The organism is Massilia sp. UYP32, from assembly GCF_050434365.1.
GTDB lineage: Bacteria > Pseudomonadota > Gammaproteobacteria > Burkholderiales > Burkholderiaceae_D > Telluria > Telluria timonae.
In genome coordinates this window covers 262,848-278,503 of sequence record NZ_JBNDIK010000002.1, presented here as the reverse complement: position 1 = coordinate 278,503, position 15,656 = coordinate 262,848, and the positions used below count along the sequence as shown (strand labels likewise).

Annotated in this window: 17 protein-coding genes; 15 read left to right on the top strand and 2 right to left on the bottom strand. The window is 67.9% G+C overall.

Features of this window, described 5'->3' with window-relative positions; genetic code table 11:
* Positions 1–4: 4 nt before the first annotated feature.
* Both ABIB42_RS02695 and fnr read right to left on the bottom strand, forming a co-directional pair.
* Positions 5–775: a helix-turn-helix domain-containing protein gene (locus ABIB42_RS02695; protein WP_429247854.1), complete on the bottom strand. Its 771-nt coding sequence runs from the start codon at positions 773–775 to the stop codon at positions 5–7.
* A gap of 5 nt (positions 776–780) precedes the next feature.
* On the bottom strand, positions 781–1,542 hold the full coding sequence (gene fnr / locus ABIB42_RS02690) for a fumarate/nitrate reduction transcriptional regulator Fnr (protein WP_005667237.1): 762 nt from the start codon (positions 1,540–1,542) through the stop codon (positions 781–783).
* Between the two features lie 227 nt (positions 1,543–1,769).
* On the opposite strand from fnr, the gene ABIB42_RS02685 reads away from it, so the two are divergent.
* The 15 genes from ABIB42_RS02685 (at position 1,770) to ABIB42_RS02615 (ending at position 15,640) form a co-directional block, all read left to right on the top strand.
* Entirely contained in the window at positions 1,770–3,266 is a 1,497-nt protein-coding gene (locus ABIB42_RS02685) for a cytochrome ubiquinol oxidase subunit I (RefSeq protein ID WP_273028548.1), read from the top strand.
* 4 nt (positions 3,267–3,270) lie between these two features.
* Positions 3,271–4,278, top strand: coding sequence for a cytochrome d ubiquinol oxidase subunit II (gene cydB, locus ABIB42_RS02680; protein ID WP_312487226.1), 1,008 nt, complete (start codon positions 3,271–3,273; stop codon positions 4,276–4,278).
* Positions 4,278–4,406: a DUF2474 domain-containing protein gene (locus tag ABIB42_RS02675; protein WP_005667240.1), complete on the top strand. Its 129-nt coding sequence runs from the start codon at positions 4,278–4,280 to the stop codon at positions 4,404–4,406. Before cydB ends, ABIB42_RS02675 begins: the two co-directional genes overlap by 1 nt.
* Before the next feature lie 74 nt (positions 4,407–4,480).
* Positions 4,481–5,164 carry a TorD/DmsD family molecular chaperone gene (locus ABIB42_RS02670; RefSeq protein WP_005667242.1) on the top strand — a complete coding sequence of 228 codons (684 nt, stop codon included), beginning with the start codon at positions 4,481–4,483 and terminating at the stop codon, positions 5,162–5,164.
* Positions 5,151–5,369 (top strand): formate dehydrogenase region TAT target, encoded by a 219-nt coding sequence (locus ABIB42_RS02665; RefSeq protein ID WP_005667244.1) that lies wholly within the window; start codon positions 5,151–5,153, stop codon positions 5,367–5,369. The genes ABIB42_RS02670 and ABIB42_RS02665 overlap by 14 nt, the downstream gene beginning before the upstream one ends.
* A gap of 17 nt (positions 5,370–5,386) precedes the next feature.
* Positions 5,387–8,206, top strand: a complete 2,820-nt coding sequence (locus ABIB42_RS02660) for a formate dehydrogenase subunit alpha (protein WP_005667245.1) — start codon at positions 5,387–5,389, stop codon at positions 8,204–8,206.
* Positions 8,207–8,227: 21 nt separating this feature from the next.
* Positions 8,228–8,911 carry a formate dehydrogenase FDH3 subunit beta gene (gene fdh3B, locus ABIB42_RS02655; RefSeq protein WP_429247853.1) on the top strand — a complete coding sequence of 228 codons (684 nt, stop codon included), beginning with the start codon at positions 8,228–8,230 and terminating at the stop codon, positions 8,909–8,911.
* Positions 8,908–9,126, top strand: a complete 219-nt coding sequence (locus tag ABIB42_RS02650) for a hypothetical protein (protein WP_005667249.1) — start codon at positions 8,908–8,910, stop codon at positions 9,124–9,126. The genes fdh3B and ABIB42_RS02650 overlap by 4 nt, the downstream gene beginning before the upstream one ends.
* 9 nt (positions 9,127–9,135) lie before the next feature.
* Positions 9,136–10,239 carry a formate dehydrogenase subunit gamma gene (locus tag ABIB42_RS02645; RefSeq protein WP_429247852.1) on the top strand — a complete coding sequence of 368 codons (1,104 nt, stop codon included), beginning with the start codon at positions 9,136–9,138 and terminating at the stop codon, positions 10,237–10,239.
* Positions 10,240–10,249: 10 nt separating this feature from the next.
* Positions 10,250–10,690 (top strand): hypothetical protein, encoded by a 441-nt coding sequence (locus ABIB42_RS02640; protein WP_184238683.1) that lies wholly within the window; start codon positions 10,250–10,252, stop codon positions 10,688–10,690.
* Complete coding sequence (locus ABIB42_RS02635) at positions 10,687–11,241, top strand: hypothetical protein (protein WP_429247851.1); 555 nt, start codon at positions 10,687–10,689, stop codon at positions 11,239–11,241. Before ABIB42_RS02640 ends, ABIB42_RS02635 begins: the two co-directional genes overlap by 4 nt.
* On the top strand, positions 11,238–11,681 hold the full coding sequence (locus tag ABIB42_RS02630) for a DUF3305 domain-containing protein (protein WP_273028544.1): 444 nt from the start codon (positions 11,238–11,240) through the stop codon (positions 11,679–11,681). The genes ABIB42_RS02635 and ABIB42_RS02630 overlap by 4 nt, the downstream gene beginning before the upstream one ends.
* A complete protein-coding gene (locus ABIB42_RS02625; RefSeq protein ID WP_177185538.1) occupies positions 11,678–12,160 on the top strand; it encodes a DUF3306 domain-containing protein in 483 nt (160 codons plus the stop codon). The genes ABIB42_RS02630 and ABIB42_RS02625 overlap by 4 nt, the downstream gene beginning before the upstream one ends.
* Positions 12,157–13,857 carry a 4Fe-4S binding protein gene (locus ABIB42_RS02620; protein ID WP_429247850.1) on the top strand — a complete coding sequence of 567 codons (1,701 nt, stop codon included), beginning with the start codon at positions 12,157–12,159 and terminating at the stop codon, positions 13,855–13,857. The genes ABIB42_RS02625 and ABIB42_RS02620 overlap by 4 nt, the downstream gene beginning before the upstream one ends.
* A 103-nt stretch (positions 13,858–13,960) precedes the next feature.
* Positions 13,961–15,640 (top strand): AMP-binding protein, encoded by a 1,680-nt coding sequence (locus tag ABIB42_RS02615; RefSeq protein WP_429247849.1) that lies wholly within the window; start codon positions 13,961–13,963, stop codon positions 15,638–15,640.
* Positions 15,641–15,656: the final 16 nt, after the last annotated feature.

The window sequence follows — 15,656 nt, the reverse complement described above, 5'->3', positions numbered from 1 at the left end:
GGGACTACCGCGGTGTTGGCGGTTTCTCCTGACCCGCACGCCGGCAGGCGCCGGGCGTGGTGTCGAGTACCCGACGCATCGCCCGCGTCAGGCTGGCCTGGTCCGAAAAGCCGCAGGCGAGGGCGATGTCGGCCACGCTGCGCGCGCTGTGCGTCAACAGGCTGCGGGCGCAATCCAGGCGGCAGCGCAGCAGCCAGGCATGCGGCGTGCTGTCCAGCTCTTCGCGAAACAGCGCGTGCAGGCGGCTGACGCTCAGGTTGGCGGCGCGCGCCATCGACTCGGTGCTCCAGGCCAGGCCGGGCGCGGCCTCGACGCGCGCCAGCAGGGCGGCCAGGCGCGAGGTGGCGCGCGGCGCGTCCAGGCTCAGGGTGTCGAGCAGCAGCGGCACCCAGCCCTGCACCAGCGAGCGGGGCGGGGCGCCGGGCGGCACAGAGTCACGTGCCATCAGTCCCATGAACTCGACCAGCTTGCGCGCCGCGGGGCCAAGCGTGACGAAGGGCCGTTCCAGCAGGCGCTGCCACGGGCCACTGCCGAAGGCGGCGCCGTCGACGTCGACGATCAGGGAGCCGTTGGCGCCCGGGCTCGACTGCGCATGCCAGGCGCCGGGCGCCACCAGCGCGCCATGCAGGGGATCGAGCCGGCCGCGCCGCTCTTCGATGTCGAGCACGACTTCACCGTGCACCGGGAGCACCAGCTGGGCGAAGTCATGGCGGTCGCCCCAGTGCACGCGGTCGTAGCTGCGCAGGTGCAGGTCGCACGCGGGCTGGGGCGTCATGGGCTTTACGCCATCGGGCTGCAGGCGTCGGTCCCGGCCGCCAGCGCCTTCAGCTTGACCGGATCGAGCAGGGTGACTTCGCGCTTGTCGACCTCGAGCCAGCCCTGCTTCTTGAAACGCGACAGCAGGCGGCTGATGCTTTCGATGGTCAGGCCCAGGTAGTTGCCGATGTCTTCGCGCGACATGCGCAGCTGGAAGCGGTTGGCCGCATAGCCGCGCGCGGCGTAGCGCGCCGACAGGTTGACCAGGAATACGGCGAAGCGCTGCTCGGCGCGCATATTGCCGAGCAGGAGCATGACGTTCTGCTCGCGCGTGATTTCCTGGCTCATGATGCGGTGGAAGTGGCGCAGCAGCGTCGGCACTTCGCCGAACAGGTCTTCCAGGCGCGCGAACGGGATCTCGCACACTTCCGAGTCTTCCAGCGCCACCGCATCGCAATGGTGGGTGCCGCTGATCGCGTCCATGCCCAGCAGCTCGCCGGCCATCTGGAAGCCGGTGATCTGGGCCTCGCCGGCGGCGTTCACCTGGTAGGTCTTGAAGTGGCCGAAGCGCACCGCGTACAGGTTGCGGAACGACTCGCCCACGCCGTACAGGCGCTCGTCGCGCTCCAGGCGGCGACGGCGGCCGATGATCTTGTCCAGGCGGTCGATCTCGGCGTCTTCCAGGCCCATCGGCAGACACAGCTGGTGCATGCTGCACTGGGCGCAGGACTTGAGCGCGTGGATGTTCAGGGGCGGCTCTGCTTGCCGGGACAGGGGCTGGCTCATGAGGGATGGTCGCTTTGTTCGGTACACCGCAAATTATAGACCCCTTGGCTGAGCATTCCGGCCGGCAAGCTCGAAATTTGCACCAAATTGGGAAGTTTTCATGAACTTTTGTTGCGAACCGGTCGGCATGTGTTCAAAAACCACTCAACAATGATAAAAATGATATGGCCAATCGTGCGAGGCCGATGTCGTGATCTACTTGGCGCCATCGATACGGGGGAGTTTGCATGCTTGGTCTTACAGCCCTGGAACTGGCGCGCATCCAGTTTGCCTTCACGATTTCCTTCCACATCATCTTCCCCGCGATCACAATCGGCATGGCCAGCTACCTGGCCGTGCTCGAGGCGTGCTGGCTCAAGACCGGGCGCCAGGTCTACGTCGACCTGTACCACTTCTGGCTCAAGATCTTCGCCGTCGCCTTCGGCATGGGCGTGGTGTCGGGCATCGTGATGGCCTACCAGATCGGCACCAACTGGAGCTACCTGTCCGAATTCGCCGGCAGCGTCATGGGCCCGCTGCTCACCTACGAGGTGCTGACCGCCTTCTTCCTGGAGGCCGGCTTCCTGGGCGTGATGCTGTTCGGCTGGAACCGGGTCGGGCCGCAGCTGCACTTCCTGGCCACCTGCATGGTGGCCATCGGCACCCTGATCTCGTCGACCTGGATCCTGGGCGCCAACAGCTGGATGCAGACGCCGCAGGGCTACGCCATCGAGGGCGGGCGCATGATCCCGGTCGACTGGCTGGCCATCATCTTCAATCCCTCCTTTCCCTACCGCCTGATGCACATGGTGGTGGCGGCCTACCTGGCCACGGCGCTGATCGTCGGCGCCTCGGCCGCCTGGCACCTGCTGCGCGGACGCGACAACAAGAACGTGCGCAAGATGCTGTCGATGGCGATGTGGATGATCCTGCTGGTGGCGCCGATCCAGGCGGTGATCGGCGACTTCCATGGCCTCAATACGCTCAAGCACCAGCCGGCCAAGCTGGCGGCGATGGAGGGGCACTGGGAGAACACGCCGGGCGAGGCGGTGCCGCTGATCCTGTTCGGCATCCCCGACATGGAGCGCGAAGAGACGCGTTACGCGGTCGAGATCCCCTACCTGGGCAGCATCATCCTCACCCATACGCTGAGCGGCCAGTTTCCGGGACTGAAGGAGTTCCCGCGCGAAGACCGCCCCAATTCCCTGATCGTGTTCTGGAGTTTCCGGGTCATGGTCGGCCTGGGCCTGTTGATGATCGCCCTCGGGGCCTGGAGCCTGTGGCTCAGGCGGGGAGGGCGGATCTACGGCAAGCGCCTGTTCCTGCGCTTCGCCTTGCTGATGGGGCCGGCCGGCCTGATCGCCATCCTGGCCGGCTGGATCACGACCGAGGTCGGCCGCCAGCCGTGGGTGATCTACGGCGTGCTGCGCACCGCCGATGCGGTCTCGCCGCACAGCGTCACCACGATGGGCGTGACGCTGGCGATGTTCGTCGTGGCCTACGTCTTCGTGTTCGGCGCCGGCACCGTCTACCTGCTGCGCCTGATCAACAAGGGGCCGCAGCACTTCGCCCTGAACAAGCCGCCCGAGGGCGGGCCGGGCGAAGGGCGCACGCCGATGCGGCCGCTGTCGGCGGCCAACGTCGACAACGACGACAGCATCGAAGGCAATATCGACGACAATCCCGTCCAAGGCGCTGACCGCGGCGCCGACCGCGACGGCGGCAACCCACCGGCGCGGAGCTGACACCATGGGCATCGACACATCCGTCATCTGGATCCTGATCATCTTTTTCGCCGTCTTCATGTACGTGCTGCTGGACGGCTTCGACCTGGGCATCGGCATGCTGTTCCCGTTCACGCCGAAGAAGCGCGACCGCGACACCATGATGAATTCGGTCGCGCCGGTGTGGGACGGCAACGAGACCTGGCTGGTGCTGGGCGGGGAGGGGCTGCTGGCGGCCTTCCCGGTGGCCTACGCGATCATCCTGTCCGGGCTCTACCTGCCGCTGATCTTCATGCTCATCGGCCTGGTGTTTCGCGGCGTGGCCTTCGAATTCCGCTTTAAGGCCAAGGAGCACGAGCGCCACCTGTGGGACAAGGCCTTCATCGGCGGCTCGGTGGCGGCGGCCTTCTTCCAGGGCGTGACCCTGGGCGGCTTTTTGGACGGCATCACGGTCTCGGGGCGCAGCTTCGCCGGCGGGCCGCTCGACTGGGTCGCGCCGTTCCCGCTGCTGGCCGGCATCGGCGTGATGATCGCCTACACCTTGCTGGGCGCCACCTGGCTGGTGATGAAGACCGAGGGCGAGCTGCAGGCGCGCATGATCCAGGTCGCGCGGCCCTTCGCCTGGCTGCTGCTGGGGGCCATCGTCGCGGTCAGCATCTGGACCCCGCTGCGCTTCGCGGCGGTGGCCGAGCGCTGGTTCACCTTCCCCAATATCGCCTTCCTGGCGCCGGTGCCGATCCTGGTCGTGCTGTGCATGGCGCTGCTGCTGCGCTCACTGGCCCGGCAGCCGTTCCGCCAGCCCTTCGTGCTGGCGCTGGCGCTGATCTTCCTCGGCTACAGCGGCATGGCGATCAGCATCTGGCCGCACGTGGTGCCGCCCGCGATCACGATCTGGGAAGCCGCCTCGCCGCCGCAGAGCCAGGGTTTCGCCCTGGTCGGCACGCTGTTCATCCTGCCCATCATCCTGATGTACACGGGGTGGTCGTACTGGGTATTCCGTGGCAAGGTCAAGCATGACGCGGGGTATCACTGATGGCGGCGCGCCGCGAATGGCTGCGCCGGCTGGGGTGGATGGCGCTGCTGTGGCTCGGTGGTGTCGTCACCCTGTCGCTCGTCGCATTTCTCATAAGAATCGTCATGCATGCCGCCGGAATGCGCTAGGCGCAACTGTGCGCGCTCAATGTGAATCGGCGTCTACACTGGCGATACAAATTGAACAACTGGAGTGATCGACAGTGTCATCTACAAGTGCGAGCACGTCCGTCAACACCGCCTTCGTCGCGGTCTCTGCGCCTGCCATGTCGCCCAGCGGCGAAGACCAGGCCAGGGCCGACCTCTACGCCTTGCTCTCGCGCCTGCTGCTGGCGGCGCCCGACGCGGCGCTGCTGGAAGCGCTTGCGTCCAGCGATCCTATTTTGGCCGAAGGCGGCGATCCGGCGCTGGAGCGTGCGTGGGAACACCTGACCGTGGCGTCCGGCGTGATGGACGCCCAGGTGGTGCACGATGAATTCAGCGCGCTGTTCGTCAGCATCGGCACGCCGCCGGTCGATCCGTATGGCTCGCGCTACCTGGCCGGCTACATGAACGACACGCCGCTGGCGCTGCTGCGCGACGACCTGGCGCGGCTTGGCCTGGCGCGCATGCGGGGCCGGGGCGAGTTCGAGGACCACCTGGGCGCGCTGTGCGAGACCATGCGCGTGCTGGTCGCCGGCGCCCCCGGCATCCGGCGCCAGCCGCTGGCGGTGCAGCGCCGGTTCTTCGAGGCCCACATCGGCGGCTGGTGCATGCGCGCGCTGGACGACATCGCCAATGCCGAGGACGCCAACTATTACCGCCTGGTCGCGCGCTTCGCGCAGGCCTTCCTGGCAATCGAGGCCGAAAGCTTCGCAGTAGGAGAGGAAACCGATGAGCAAGCATGATCGACAGACGCCGGGCCAGCCCGACCCGGCGCGGCGCGGCTTCCTGAAGGCCGCTCCACTGGGCGCGCTGGTGGTGGCCGCTGCCGCCGCCCCGGCGAGCGCGGCGCCTGAGGCCGCACCGGCCGCGCCGGACCCCAAGGTCAAGCGCGGCTACCACGAGACGGATCACATCCGCCGCTACTACGCCACCGCCGCCTACTGGTAGGCAAGCAGAGGAATCCCATGTCACTGGTCAAGTCTACGCGCGACAGCGCCCTGAAACGGCGCCGCTTCCTGGTCGGGGCCGGCGTTGCCGCCGGCGCCGGCGCCCTGGCGCGCCACCTGCCGCTGAACGTGATCGAGCCGGCCCAGGCCGACCCGGTGCCGAACACCCCGGTGCCCACCGAAGTAAAACGCACCGTGTGCAGTCACTGCTCGGTCGGCTGTTCGGTGGACGCGGTGGTCGCCAACGGCGTCTGGGTGCGGCAGGAGGCCGCCTTCGATTCGCCCATCAATATGGGCGCCCACTGCGCCAAGGGCGCATCGGTGCGCGAGCACGCCTTCGGCGAGCACCGCCTGCGCTATCCGATGAAGCTGGTGAACGGCAAATACCAGCGCATCTCCTGGGACCAGGCGATCGACGAGATCGGCGACAAGCTGCTGCACTTGCGCAAGGAAGCCGGCCCGGATGCGCTGATGCTGATCGGCAGCTCCAAGCACAATAACGAGCAAGCCTATTTGCTGCGCAAGTTCATGTCGTTCTGGGGCTCGAACAACTGCGACCACCAGGCCCGCATCTGTCACTCGACCACCGTCGCCGGCGTGGCCCAGACCTTCGGCTACGGGGCGATGACGAACTCGTTCAATGACCTGCACTACAGCAAGGCGGTGCTGTTCATCGGCTCCAACCCGGCCGAGGCCCACCCGATCTCGATGCTGCACTTCCTGCACGCCAAGGAGCTGGGCGCCAAGATGATCGTCATCGATCCGCGCTTCACCCGCACGGCGCGCTTTGCCGACCACTACGTGCGCGTGCGGCCGGGCACCGACATCCCGCTGGTGTGGGGCATCCTGTGGCACATCTTCAATAACGGCTGGGAAGACAAGAAATTCATCGAAGAGCGCACCTGGGGCATGGACGACGTGCGCGCCGAAGTCATGAAGTGGACGCCCGACAAGGTGTCGGACGTGACCGGCGTGCCGGAATCGGCGGTGCGCCTGGCGGCCGAGATGCTGGCGACCAACCGTCCCTCGTCCGTGGTCTGGTGCATGGGCATCACCCAGCACCACGTCGGCACCGCCAATGTGCGCGCGCTGTCGATCCTGCAGCTGGTGCTGGGAAATATCGGCATTCCCGGCGGCGGCGCCAACATCTACCGCGGCCACGATAACGTGCAGGGCGCGACCGACGTCGGCCCCAACGGCGATTCGCTGCCCGGCTACTACGGCCTGGCCGAAGGCGCCTGGAAGCACTTCGCCAACGTCTGGGGCGTCGACTACGAATGGATCAAGTCGCGCTTCGGCTCCAAGGAACTGATGGAAAAGCCCGGCATCACGGTGTCGCGCTGGTTCGATGCGGTCAACGAAGAAAACCAGTTCATCGACCAGCCGAGCAATCTGCGCGCCGTGTTCTACTGGGGCCACGCGCCGAACAGCCAGACCCGCCTGCCGGACATGAAGGCGGCGATGCAAAAGCTCGACATGATGGTGGTGATCGATCCCTATCCGAGCATGACGGCGGCGATGCATGGCCGCACCGACGGCGTCTATCTGCTGCCGGCCGCCTCGCAGTTCGAGACCCAGGGTTCGTGCACGGCCTCGAACCGCTCGATCCAGTGGCGCGAGCGGGTCATCCAGCCGCTGTTCGAATGCAAGACCGACCACGAGATCATGTACCTGTTCGCGCGAAAACTCGGCTTCGCCGAGGAACTGTGCAAGAACATCAAGGTGGTGCACAACGAGCCGGTGGTCGAGGATATCCTGCGCGAGATCAACCGCTCGTGTTGGACCATCGGCTACACGGGCTGCTCGCCCGAGCGGCTCAAGCTGCACATGGAAAACAAGCACACGTTCAACCCGACCACCCTGCGCGCCGATTCCGGCCCGTGCAAGGGCGACTACTACGGCTTGCCGTGGCCATGCTGGGGCACGCCGGAGATGAAGCATCCGGGCACGCCGATCCTGTATGACCTGAGCAAGAGCGTGGCCGAGGGCGGACTGCCGTTCCGCGCCAACTGGGGCGTCGAGCACAATGGATCGAGCCTGCTGGCGGCCGACGGCTCGACCAACAAGAACAGCGAGCTGGACTTCGGCTACCCCGAGTTCGACCACGTGTTCCTGAAAAAACTGGGCTGGTGGGCCGAGCTGACCCCGGCCGAGCAGGCCATGGCCGAGGGCAAGAACTGGAAGACCGACCTGTCGGGCGGCATCATCCGGGTCGTCATCGCCCACGGCTGCGCGCCGTACGGCAATGCGCGGGCGCGCTGCAACGTCTGGAACTTCCCCGATCCGGTGCCGGTCCACCGCGAACCGCTGGCTTCGCCACGGCGCGACCTGGTGGCCAAGTACCCAACCTACGACGACAAGGCCAATCACTGGCGCCTGCCGACGCTGTATAAATCGGTGCAGGCGGTCGACTATTCGAAAGACTTCCCGCTGATCATGACCTCGGGCCGCCTGGTCGAGTACGAGGGCGGCGGCGAGGAAACCCGGTCCAACCCGTGGCTGGCCGAGCTGCAGCAAAACATGTTCGTCGAGATCAACCCGCGCGACGCGGTCCAGATCGGCGCCAAGCTGGGCGAATACGTGTGGCTCGAGACCCCGACCGGCGCGCGCCTGAAGATGATGGCGATGGTCACCGAGCGGGTGCCGGTGGGCCTGGTGTGGGCGCCGTTCCACTTCGGCGGCTGGTGGATGGGCGAGGACCTGGAACGGCACTATCCCGAGCATGGGGCGCCGATCGTGCGCGGCGAAGCCATCAACACCGGCTGGACCTACGGCTATGACGCCGTGACCATGATGCAGGAAACCAAGGTATCGCTGTGCCGCGTGGTGCGCGCCTGACGAGCCGACAGGAGATTGACTATGCCAGCAAGAATGAAGTTTATCTGCGACACGGAGCGCTGCATCGACTGCAACGGCTGCGTGACCGCCTGCAAGAACGAGCACGAACTGGCCTGGGGCATCAACCGGCGCCGCGTGGTGACGATCAACGACGGCATCCCGGGCGAGCGCTCGGTGTCGGTCGCCTGCATGCACTGCACCGACGCGCCGTGCCTGGCCGTATGCCCGACCAACTGCATCTACCACACCGAGGACGGCATCGTCCTGCACAGCAAGGACCAGTGCATCGGCTGCGGCTACTGCTATTACGCCTGCCCGTTCGGCGCGCCGCAATTCCCCGAGACCGGCCTGTTCAACCACCGCGGCAAGATGGACAAGTGCACGTTCTGCGCCGGCGGCCCGGAACCGGACACCTCGGAAGCCGAGTTCAAGAAATACGGCCGCAACCGCATCGCCGAAGGCAAGCTGCCGGCCTGCGCCGAGCAGTGCGGCACCAAGGCGCTGCTCGGCGGCGACGCCAATATCATCGCCGACATCTATCGCCAGCGGGTCGAGACGCGCGGCTACGGCCCGCAGTTGTGGGGCTGGAAGATCGCCTACGGCAGGCCGAAACGCGGTGGCCAGTACAAGGCCGAGGGCGACTCGCCGCGCGTCAACCAGGACCTGCGCGATTCGCAGAACCACGCGGGGAGGTTCCCGACATGAAGCTCCTCAAAGCATGCGCGCTGATCCTGCCGGCCGTGCTGCTGGCCGGCTGCCTCGAAGTGGACCAGCACCCGCCATGGCTCAAGGGCGAGTACGCCGGCAAGCCGGACGACCGTCATTACCAGCGCCGCTTCCACAACGACCGGCTGGCCTGGTGGGCCACGGTCGAGAACCGCAACGGCAAGCAGAACGAATACAACCGGGCCAATCCCTGAGGAGACGACATGCGAGCGAATACCAAGGCGCCCCGCGCCGCTCCATTCCTTGCGTTGCGCGCCATGCTGCTCCTGGTGGCGACGCTGGGGCTTTCCAGCAGCTGGGCCGGCGTCAAGAACGAGCGCGCCACGCCGGCCTATGCCGAAGAACAGACCATGCTGCAGATCGAGGCCGATTCGGTGGTGCCCGACCCCGGCCTGCTGCAATCCGAATCGGGCCGCGTGCACATGGACCGCCACTACCTGGGCCAGTACGGCAGCGAGGAGGGCAACGTCATCGTCCAGCGCGGCGGCAACACCTGGCGCCACCTGCGCAACGGGCCGCTGGCGACCATCGCCGGCTTCATCCTGCTGGCGGTGCCGCTGGCGATCTTCGTGTTCTACCGGACCATCGGCCCGGCCAACCAGGTGGCCGAGGCCGGCCGCAAGATGCAGCGCTTCAACCGCTGGGAGCGCCAGGTGCACTGGGCCACGGCCTTCAGTTTCATCGCCCTCGGCATCACCGGCATCATCATCATGTACGGCAAGAAGATCATGCTGCCGTGGATGGGGCACGACCTGTTCTCCTGGGTGGCGATCATCTCGAAATACCTGCACAACTTCGTCGGGCCGCTGTTCATCCTGTGCTCGATCCTGATGTTCTTCACCTTCCTGAAGCGCAACTTCTACAACCGCGCCGACTGGCAATGGGTCAAGCAGGGCGGGGGACTGATCAGCCACAAGCACGTTCCGGCCGGCTTCTTCAATGCGGGCGAAAAGACCTGGTTCTGGGGCGGGGTGGCGTTGCTGGGCCTGGTCATGTCGGTCACCGGCCTGGTGCTCGACTTCGCCGTCGGCCAGACCCGCTACGTGATGCAGGTGGCCAACGTCCTGCATGTGGGTGCGGCGGCGATGTACATGGCGGCCGCGATGGGCCACGCCTATATCGGCACCTGGGGCACGCCCGGCGCCTATGAGGCGATGCGCTACGGCACGGTGGACGAGAACTGGGCCAAGGCCCACCACCAGCTGTGGTACGAGCAGATGAAGACGGGCGTGCCGCCCGGCATGGACAAGGACGGCAAGATGGTGCCGGGCCCGCACGGCCAGCCCCGACCCGGCCCGGCGCACTGAGGACATAGCGATGAAACGACGCACTGCATCGACGATCGGCGCCATGGCCCTGGCGACCGTCTTGCTCCCCGCCTGCGACCGCGGCCAGGCGCCCGCCGCCAATGGCGTGATCCAGACCAAATACCCCGGACAGGTGTCGTCCGGCGGCATGACCAGCGGCCAGCTCATGGCGCGCACGGCGCGGCCGGAAACCGACGCCACCTATGCCGGCGGCACGCCGGGCATCGCCGGCGGTTCGGGCGGCAATACCAGCGGCGCCGAGACCGGCGGCGAGACCCGGGAAACCGGCCAGGGACCGTCCAGCGGCGTCACCCAGCCGTCCAGCGCCGGACGTCCAGGCAGCGAGCTGCCGTCGGGCGAGAACCGCCCCGTCGCGCCGGCGCCGGGAAGCACCGAAGCCCCGGCGGCCAACAATGCGGCGCCGCAGGGACAATCAGGAGGAACGCGATGACGATCAGGCGATTGCAATGCGTGCTGGCGCTGGCGCTGGCGTCCGGCCTGGCCGGCGCATCGTGGGCGGCCCTGCCGCCGCCATCGCCGGCCCAGGCCCAGGCCGCGGCGGCGAAAAAGGCCGAGGCCGACGCCAGGGCGGCCAAGGAAAAGGAAGCGTTGGACGCGTCGATGGACCGGATCAGCGGCCAGTGGCGCCAGCGCGCCGCGCAGGAGGGCTGGACCATCAAGCCGCCGCCGCCCGTGAGCGGGCCGACGGGTGTCGCCGCCTCCGATCCGACCCCGCCGGGCGCCGGCGTGCCGTCGCCGGCCCCGGCCGGCGGCGCTCCGGGAACGGCGGGCGCGGCGCCCGCCACCGGCGCCGCGCCGCTCAGCGCGCGCGCCCTGCATGCGGCCAACGTGCCGGTCAAGAGCGAGAAGCTGGGCACGGCGCGTCCGAGCGAGGACGTCAAGCAGGGCCCGACCCGCGCCGAGCCGGCCGGCGCGGCGCCGACGGTGAACAAGAAAGGCGTCCCTGAAAACGCCCCCGAACAAATGAAGGCGGAACGATGAAAATGGGAGGCATGCCGGTCGCCATCATCATGCAGCGGCGCGCGGTGCGGCACCGCTGGGGCGATATGGACAGCTGGGCCGCAGTGGGCGTGGTGCCGGACCGCGGCGAGCTGCCGCGCCTGTCGGTGCTGAGCGAAAGCGCCGAGCGCGACTACTACCTGGTCTCCGGCCTCGAACTCGAGCTGTACACCGACGAGCACGAGGGCTATTACGAGAACGTCATGGCGCCGGAATCGAAGGTGTTCGTGCTGTGGCGCATGGAAGACGGCCGCGCGATGCCGGCGCGCGCCTCGGTCAGCTACGTCGAGGGCACGCGCATGTTCGATTCGGGCGAGTCGGCCGACGGCGTGACCATGCCGGCCGAGATCTACAGCTGGGTCGCGGGCTACCTGCGCGAGCATTTCACGCCGCGCCCGCGCAAGGGAAGGCAGCACGGATGAGCGCTGACGCCGTGGCCGAGGAAGGATTCCTGCGCCGCTGGTCGCGCCTGAAGGCGGCGCCCGAGCCGGTGCAGGAAGTCGCGCCGGCGCCGCTACCTGCCGCCGCGCCGCCGCCACCGGTGCAGGAGGATCAGCGGGCGCTGCCGACCCTGGACGACGTGGCCCGGCTGACGCCGGAATCCGATTACTCGGCCTTCGTCGCCAAGGGCGTCGACAAGGCCGTGCAGCGCATGGCGCTCAAAAAACTGTTCGCCGATCCGAACTTCGCGGTGATGGATGGCCTGGACATCTATATCGCCGACTACAACAAGGCCGCGCCGCTCACCGACGCCATGCTGGCTTCGCTCAGGCACGCTCCCGGCGTGCTGAATCGCCTGCTGGGCGAGGACGAGGACAAGCAGGGCGAGGCGCAGGCACGGCGCGACGACGACCCGGCAGCCGACGGCCAGCCGGGCACGCCAACACAAGGGACCACATGAACATCCGATTCAACGACGGGGCGGCTTCCGACCCTGTCCAGGACGGCCGCGACGCGGCCGCCCGCGTAGCCGCGCTGCAGGCCGCGCGCGACTTTCCCGACTTCGAGGCGGCCGTTACGGTCGACTACCGCTCGCACGGGCGCACGCTGGTGGTTGGCAGCGCGTGTGACGCGCTGCCGCTGGCCGACCGGCTGTCCGGCGCGCTGGCGGTCACCGTGCTGCTGCTGGACGAGCCGGACGCCTCGGACCGCCCGCAGCCGCGCTTGTATCCGGTGCACAGGGCGCAGACGGTGGCGGTAGCCGGCTGGCTGGGCGCCTTCGAGGCGCGCTGGCGCGCGGCCGGCCAGCCGGTGGGCGAGGGCCGGTTCGACCTGGTGCTCGACCTGTGCCCGGCGCGCCTGATCGCCAGCCACCAGCGCCCGCACGGCTACTACGCGCCCGGCGATGGCGAGGCGGCGCGCATGGAGGCGGTCGAGGCCCTGGAAGGCATGGTCGGCGACTTCGAGAAGCCGAAGTACTTCAGCTACAAGGAGCGCATCTGCGCCCACGGCCGCAACGGCATCCACGCCTGCAGCGCCTGCGTCGACATCTGCTCGGCGAAGGCGATCGTGAGCGACGGCGACCGGGTCAAGGTCAATCCTTACCTGTGCGCCGGCTGCGGCGCCTGCGGCACCGTGTGCCCGACCGGCGCCATGAGCTACGCCTATCCGCCGGCGCCGTCCACCGGCAAGCGCATCCAGGCCGCCTTGCGCGCCTTCCGCGAGGCGGGGGGCGCGCAGCCGGTGCTGCTGCTGCACGATGCGCAGGGGCTGGACGTCATCGAACGCCTTGGCGACAGTGTTCCGGGCCGCATCCTGCCGTTCTCGCTGCACTACGTCGCATCGACCGGCATCGACGTCTGGCTGGCGGCGCTGGCCTACGGCGCGGCCGGCGTCGCCGTGCTGACCACGGGCGAGGAAGCCCCGCAATACGTGCAGGCGCTGGGCGAGCAGATGCGCATCGCCCAGGCCGTGCTCGATGGCCTGGGGTATGCCGGGCCGCACTTCCAGCTGCTGCAACTGGCTGGCGGGCCACAAGCGTCACCGTTGGAGGCGGCCCAGGAACTGGCGCTGGCCCTGCGTCATGCGCCGCGCGGCGACACACCATCGTCGCCGGCGGTATTCCACCTGGCTGCCGACAAGCGCAACACCCTCGATTATGCGCTCGACCACCTGCACCGCCATGCCCCGCAGCAGCCGCCGCACATCGGCCTGCCCGATAAAGCGCCGTTCGGCGCGCTGCTCGTGGACCGCCAGGCCTGCAGCCTGTGCATGTCCTGCGTCGGCGTCTGCCCGGCCAATGCGCTGCAGGACGGGCAGGGCGCGCCGCAGCTGCGCTTCATCGAAAAGAACTGCGTCCAGTGCGGCCTGTGCGCCAACACCTGTCCCGAGAACGCGATCGCGCTGATGCCGCGCATCTCGTTCGCGCCCGAGCGCATGGCGGCGGTGGTGCTGAACGAATCGCAGCCCTTCCACTGCATCCGCTGCAGCAAGCCGTTCGGCACGCTGCAAATGGTCGAGAACATGCTCGGGCGCCTGGGTTCCCACCCGGCGTTCGCGGCCAACCTCGATCGCCTGCGCATGTGCGGCGACTGCCGCGTGATCGACATGATGGCGCCGGCCGACGAGATGCAGGTGACGCCGCTGCGGCGCAACTGAAGCGTCAGGCGTCACCACGGGCCGAATCGGTGGCAGAATGGTCGCAAGGCGGGAGCGTCACGCATCCCGCCATCCACATGGCATAGCGACCAGGAGACACCCCATGACGCCAACCCAGCGCTTCGTGCAGGCGCGCGACTTCCTCCAGCGGCACCGGCTCGACTACGACACCGCCTACCGTGATTTCGAGCAGCCCGAACTCGATCGCTTCAACTGGGCGCTCGACTTCTTCGACCATGAGGCGCGGGACAATCACGCTCCCGCCCTGTGGGTGGTCGAAGAAGACGGCAGCGAACGCAGGATCTCCTTCGCCGACATGGCCGCGCGCTCGAGCCAGGTGGCCGAATACCTGCGCAATCTCGGCGTGCGGCGCGGCGAGCGGGTGCTGCTGATGCTGCCGAACCGGGTCGAGCTGTGGGAAATCATGCTGGCCGGGATCAAGCTGGGCGCCGTGCTGGTGCCGACCACGATGGCGCTGGCGGGCGACGACCTGGCCGACCGCCTGGAGCGCGGACAAGTCAAACACGTGATTGCCCAGGCCAGCGAAGCCGGTAAATTCGAGGCGCTCGCCGGCAACTACACCCGGATTGCGGTCGGTGGCGGGCCGCAAGGCTGGCACGACTACGCGGACAGCGAGAACGTGGCCAGCGTGTTCGTCCCCGAAGGCGAGACGCGCGCCACCGACCCGCTGCTGCTGTACTTCACGTCCGGCACCACCGCGAAGCCGAAGCTGGTGCTGCACACCCACCGGAGCTATCCGGTCGGCCACCTGTCGACCATGTACTGGATCGGCCTGCAGCCGGGCGACGTCCACTGGAACATCAGCACGCCCGGCTGGGCCAAGCATGCCTGGAGCTGCTTCTTCGCGCCCTGGAACGCCGGCGCCACGGTGTTCGTGTTCAATTTCGAGCGCTTCAGCAGCCGCGCCGTGCTCGACACGCTGGTGCGCTGCGGCGTGACCTCGCTGTGCGCGCCGCCGACCGCCTGGCGCATGCTGATCAAGGAAGACCTGGCCGCCTGGAAGCCCACGTTGCGCGAACTGGTCGGCGCCGGCGAACCGCTCAATCCCGAAGTCATCGAGCAGGTCGAGCGCGCCTGGGGCATCCGCATCCGCGACGGCTTCGGCCAGTCCGAGTCGAGCTGCCAGATCGGGAACTCGCCGGGCCAGCCGATCAAGCCGGGCTCGATGGGCCGTCCGCTGCCGGGCTACCGCATCGCGCTGCTCGACCTCGACGACCGGCCGGCGGCGGAGGGCGAGATCTCGGTGGAACTTGCGTCGAACCCGATCGGTCTCATGGTCGGCTACGAAGGCAACGAGGAAAAGACGCGGGAGGTGATGCGGGCCGGCTACTACCATACGGGAGACACGGCGAGCGTGGACGGCGACGGCTATTATTTCTATGTCGGCCGCAACGACGACGTGTTCAAGTCGTCCGACTACCGCATCAGCCCGTTCGAGCTCGAGAGCGTGCTGATCGAGCACGAGAGCGTGCTGGAGGCGGCCATCGTGCCCAGTCCCGACCCGCTGCGGCTGGCCGTGCCGAAGGCCTTCGTGACCCTGCGCGCCGGGGTCGAGCCGAGCCGCGAGATGGCCGCCGCGCTGTTCGCCTTTAGTCGCGAACGCCTGGCGCCGTACAAGCGGATCCGGCGCATCGCCTTCCGCGAGCTGCCCAAGACCATCTCGGGCAAGATCCGGCGCGTCGAGCTGCGCCGCGAGGAAGCCGGGCGCGAGGCCGGAGGGGCGGACACGGTCGAGTACCGCGCCGAGGATTTCCCCGGCTAGCCCTGCGTAACGCCTG

Coding starts and splice junctions, on each gene's coding strand:
- ABIB42_RS02620 (WP_429247850.1), top strand. CDS start 12,157: ATGAACATCCGATTCAACGACGGGGCGGCTTCCGACCCTGTCCAGGAC.
- fnr (WP_005667237.1), bottom strand. CDS start 1,542: ATGAGCCAGCCCCTGTCCCGGCAAGCAGAGCCGCCCCTGAACATCCAC.
- ABIB42_RS02675 (WP_005667240.1), top strand. CDS start 4,278: ATGGCGGCGCGCCGCGAATGGCTGCGCCGGCTGGGGTGGATGGCGCTG.
- ABIB42_RS02635 (WP_429247851.1), top strand. CDS start 10,687: ATGACGATCAGGCGATTGCAATGCGTGCTGGCGCTGGCGCTGGCGTCC.
- ABIB42_RS02685 (WP_273028548.1), top strand. CDS start 1,770: ATGCTTGGTCTTACAGCCCTGGAACTGGCGCGCATCCAGTTTGCCTTC.
- ABIB42_RS02695 (WP_429247854.1), bottom strand. CDS start 775: ATGACGCCCCAGCCCGCGTGCGACCTGCACCTGCGCAGCTACGACCGC.
- fdh3B (WP_429247853.1), top strand. CDS start 8,228: ATGCCAGCAAGAATGAAGTTTATCTGCGACACGGAGCGCTGCATCGAC.
- ABIB42_RS02650 (WP_005667249.1), top strand. CDS start 8,908: ATGAAGCTCCTCAAAGCATGCGCGCTGATCCTGCCGGCCGTGCTGCTG.
- ABIB42_RS02660 (WP_005667245.1), top strand. CDS start 5,387: ATGTCACTGGTCAAGTCTACGCGCGACAGCGCCCTGAAACGGCGCCGC.
- ABIB42_RS02615 (WP_429247849.1), top strand. CDS start 13,961: ATGACGCCAACCCAGCGCTTCGTGCAGGCGCGCGACTTCCTCCAGCGG.
- ABIB42_RS02665 (WP_005667244.1), top strand. CDS start 5,151: ATGAGCAAGCATGATCGACAGACGCCGGGCCAGCCCGACCCGGCGCGG.
- cydB (WP_312487226.1), top strand. CDS start 3,271: ATGGGCATCGACACATCCGTCATCTGGATCCTGATCATCTTTTTCGCC.
- ABIB42_RS02645 (WP_429247852.1), top strand. CDS start 9,136: ATGCGAGCGAATACCAAGGCGCCCCGCGCCGCTCCATTCCTTGCGTTG.
- ABIB42_RS02630 (WP_273028544.1), top strand. CDS start 11,238: ATGAAAATGGGAGGCATGCCGGTCGCCATCATCATGCAGCGGCGCGCG.
- ABIB42_RS02640 (WP_184238683.1), top strand. CDS start 10,250: ATGAAACGACGCACTGCATCGACGATCGGCGCCATGGCCCTGGCGACC.
- ABIB42_RS02625 (WP_177185538.1), top strand. CDS start 11,678: ATGAGCGCTGACGCCGTGGCCGAGGAAGGATTCCTGCGCCGCTGGTCG.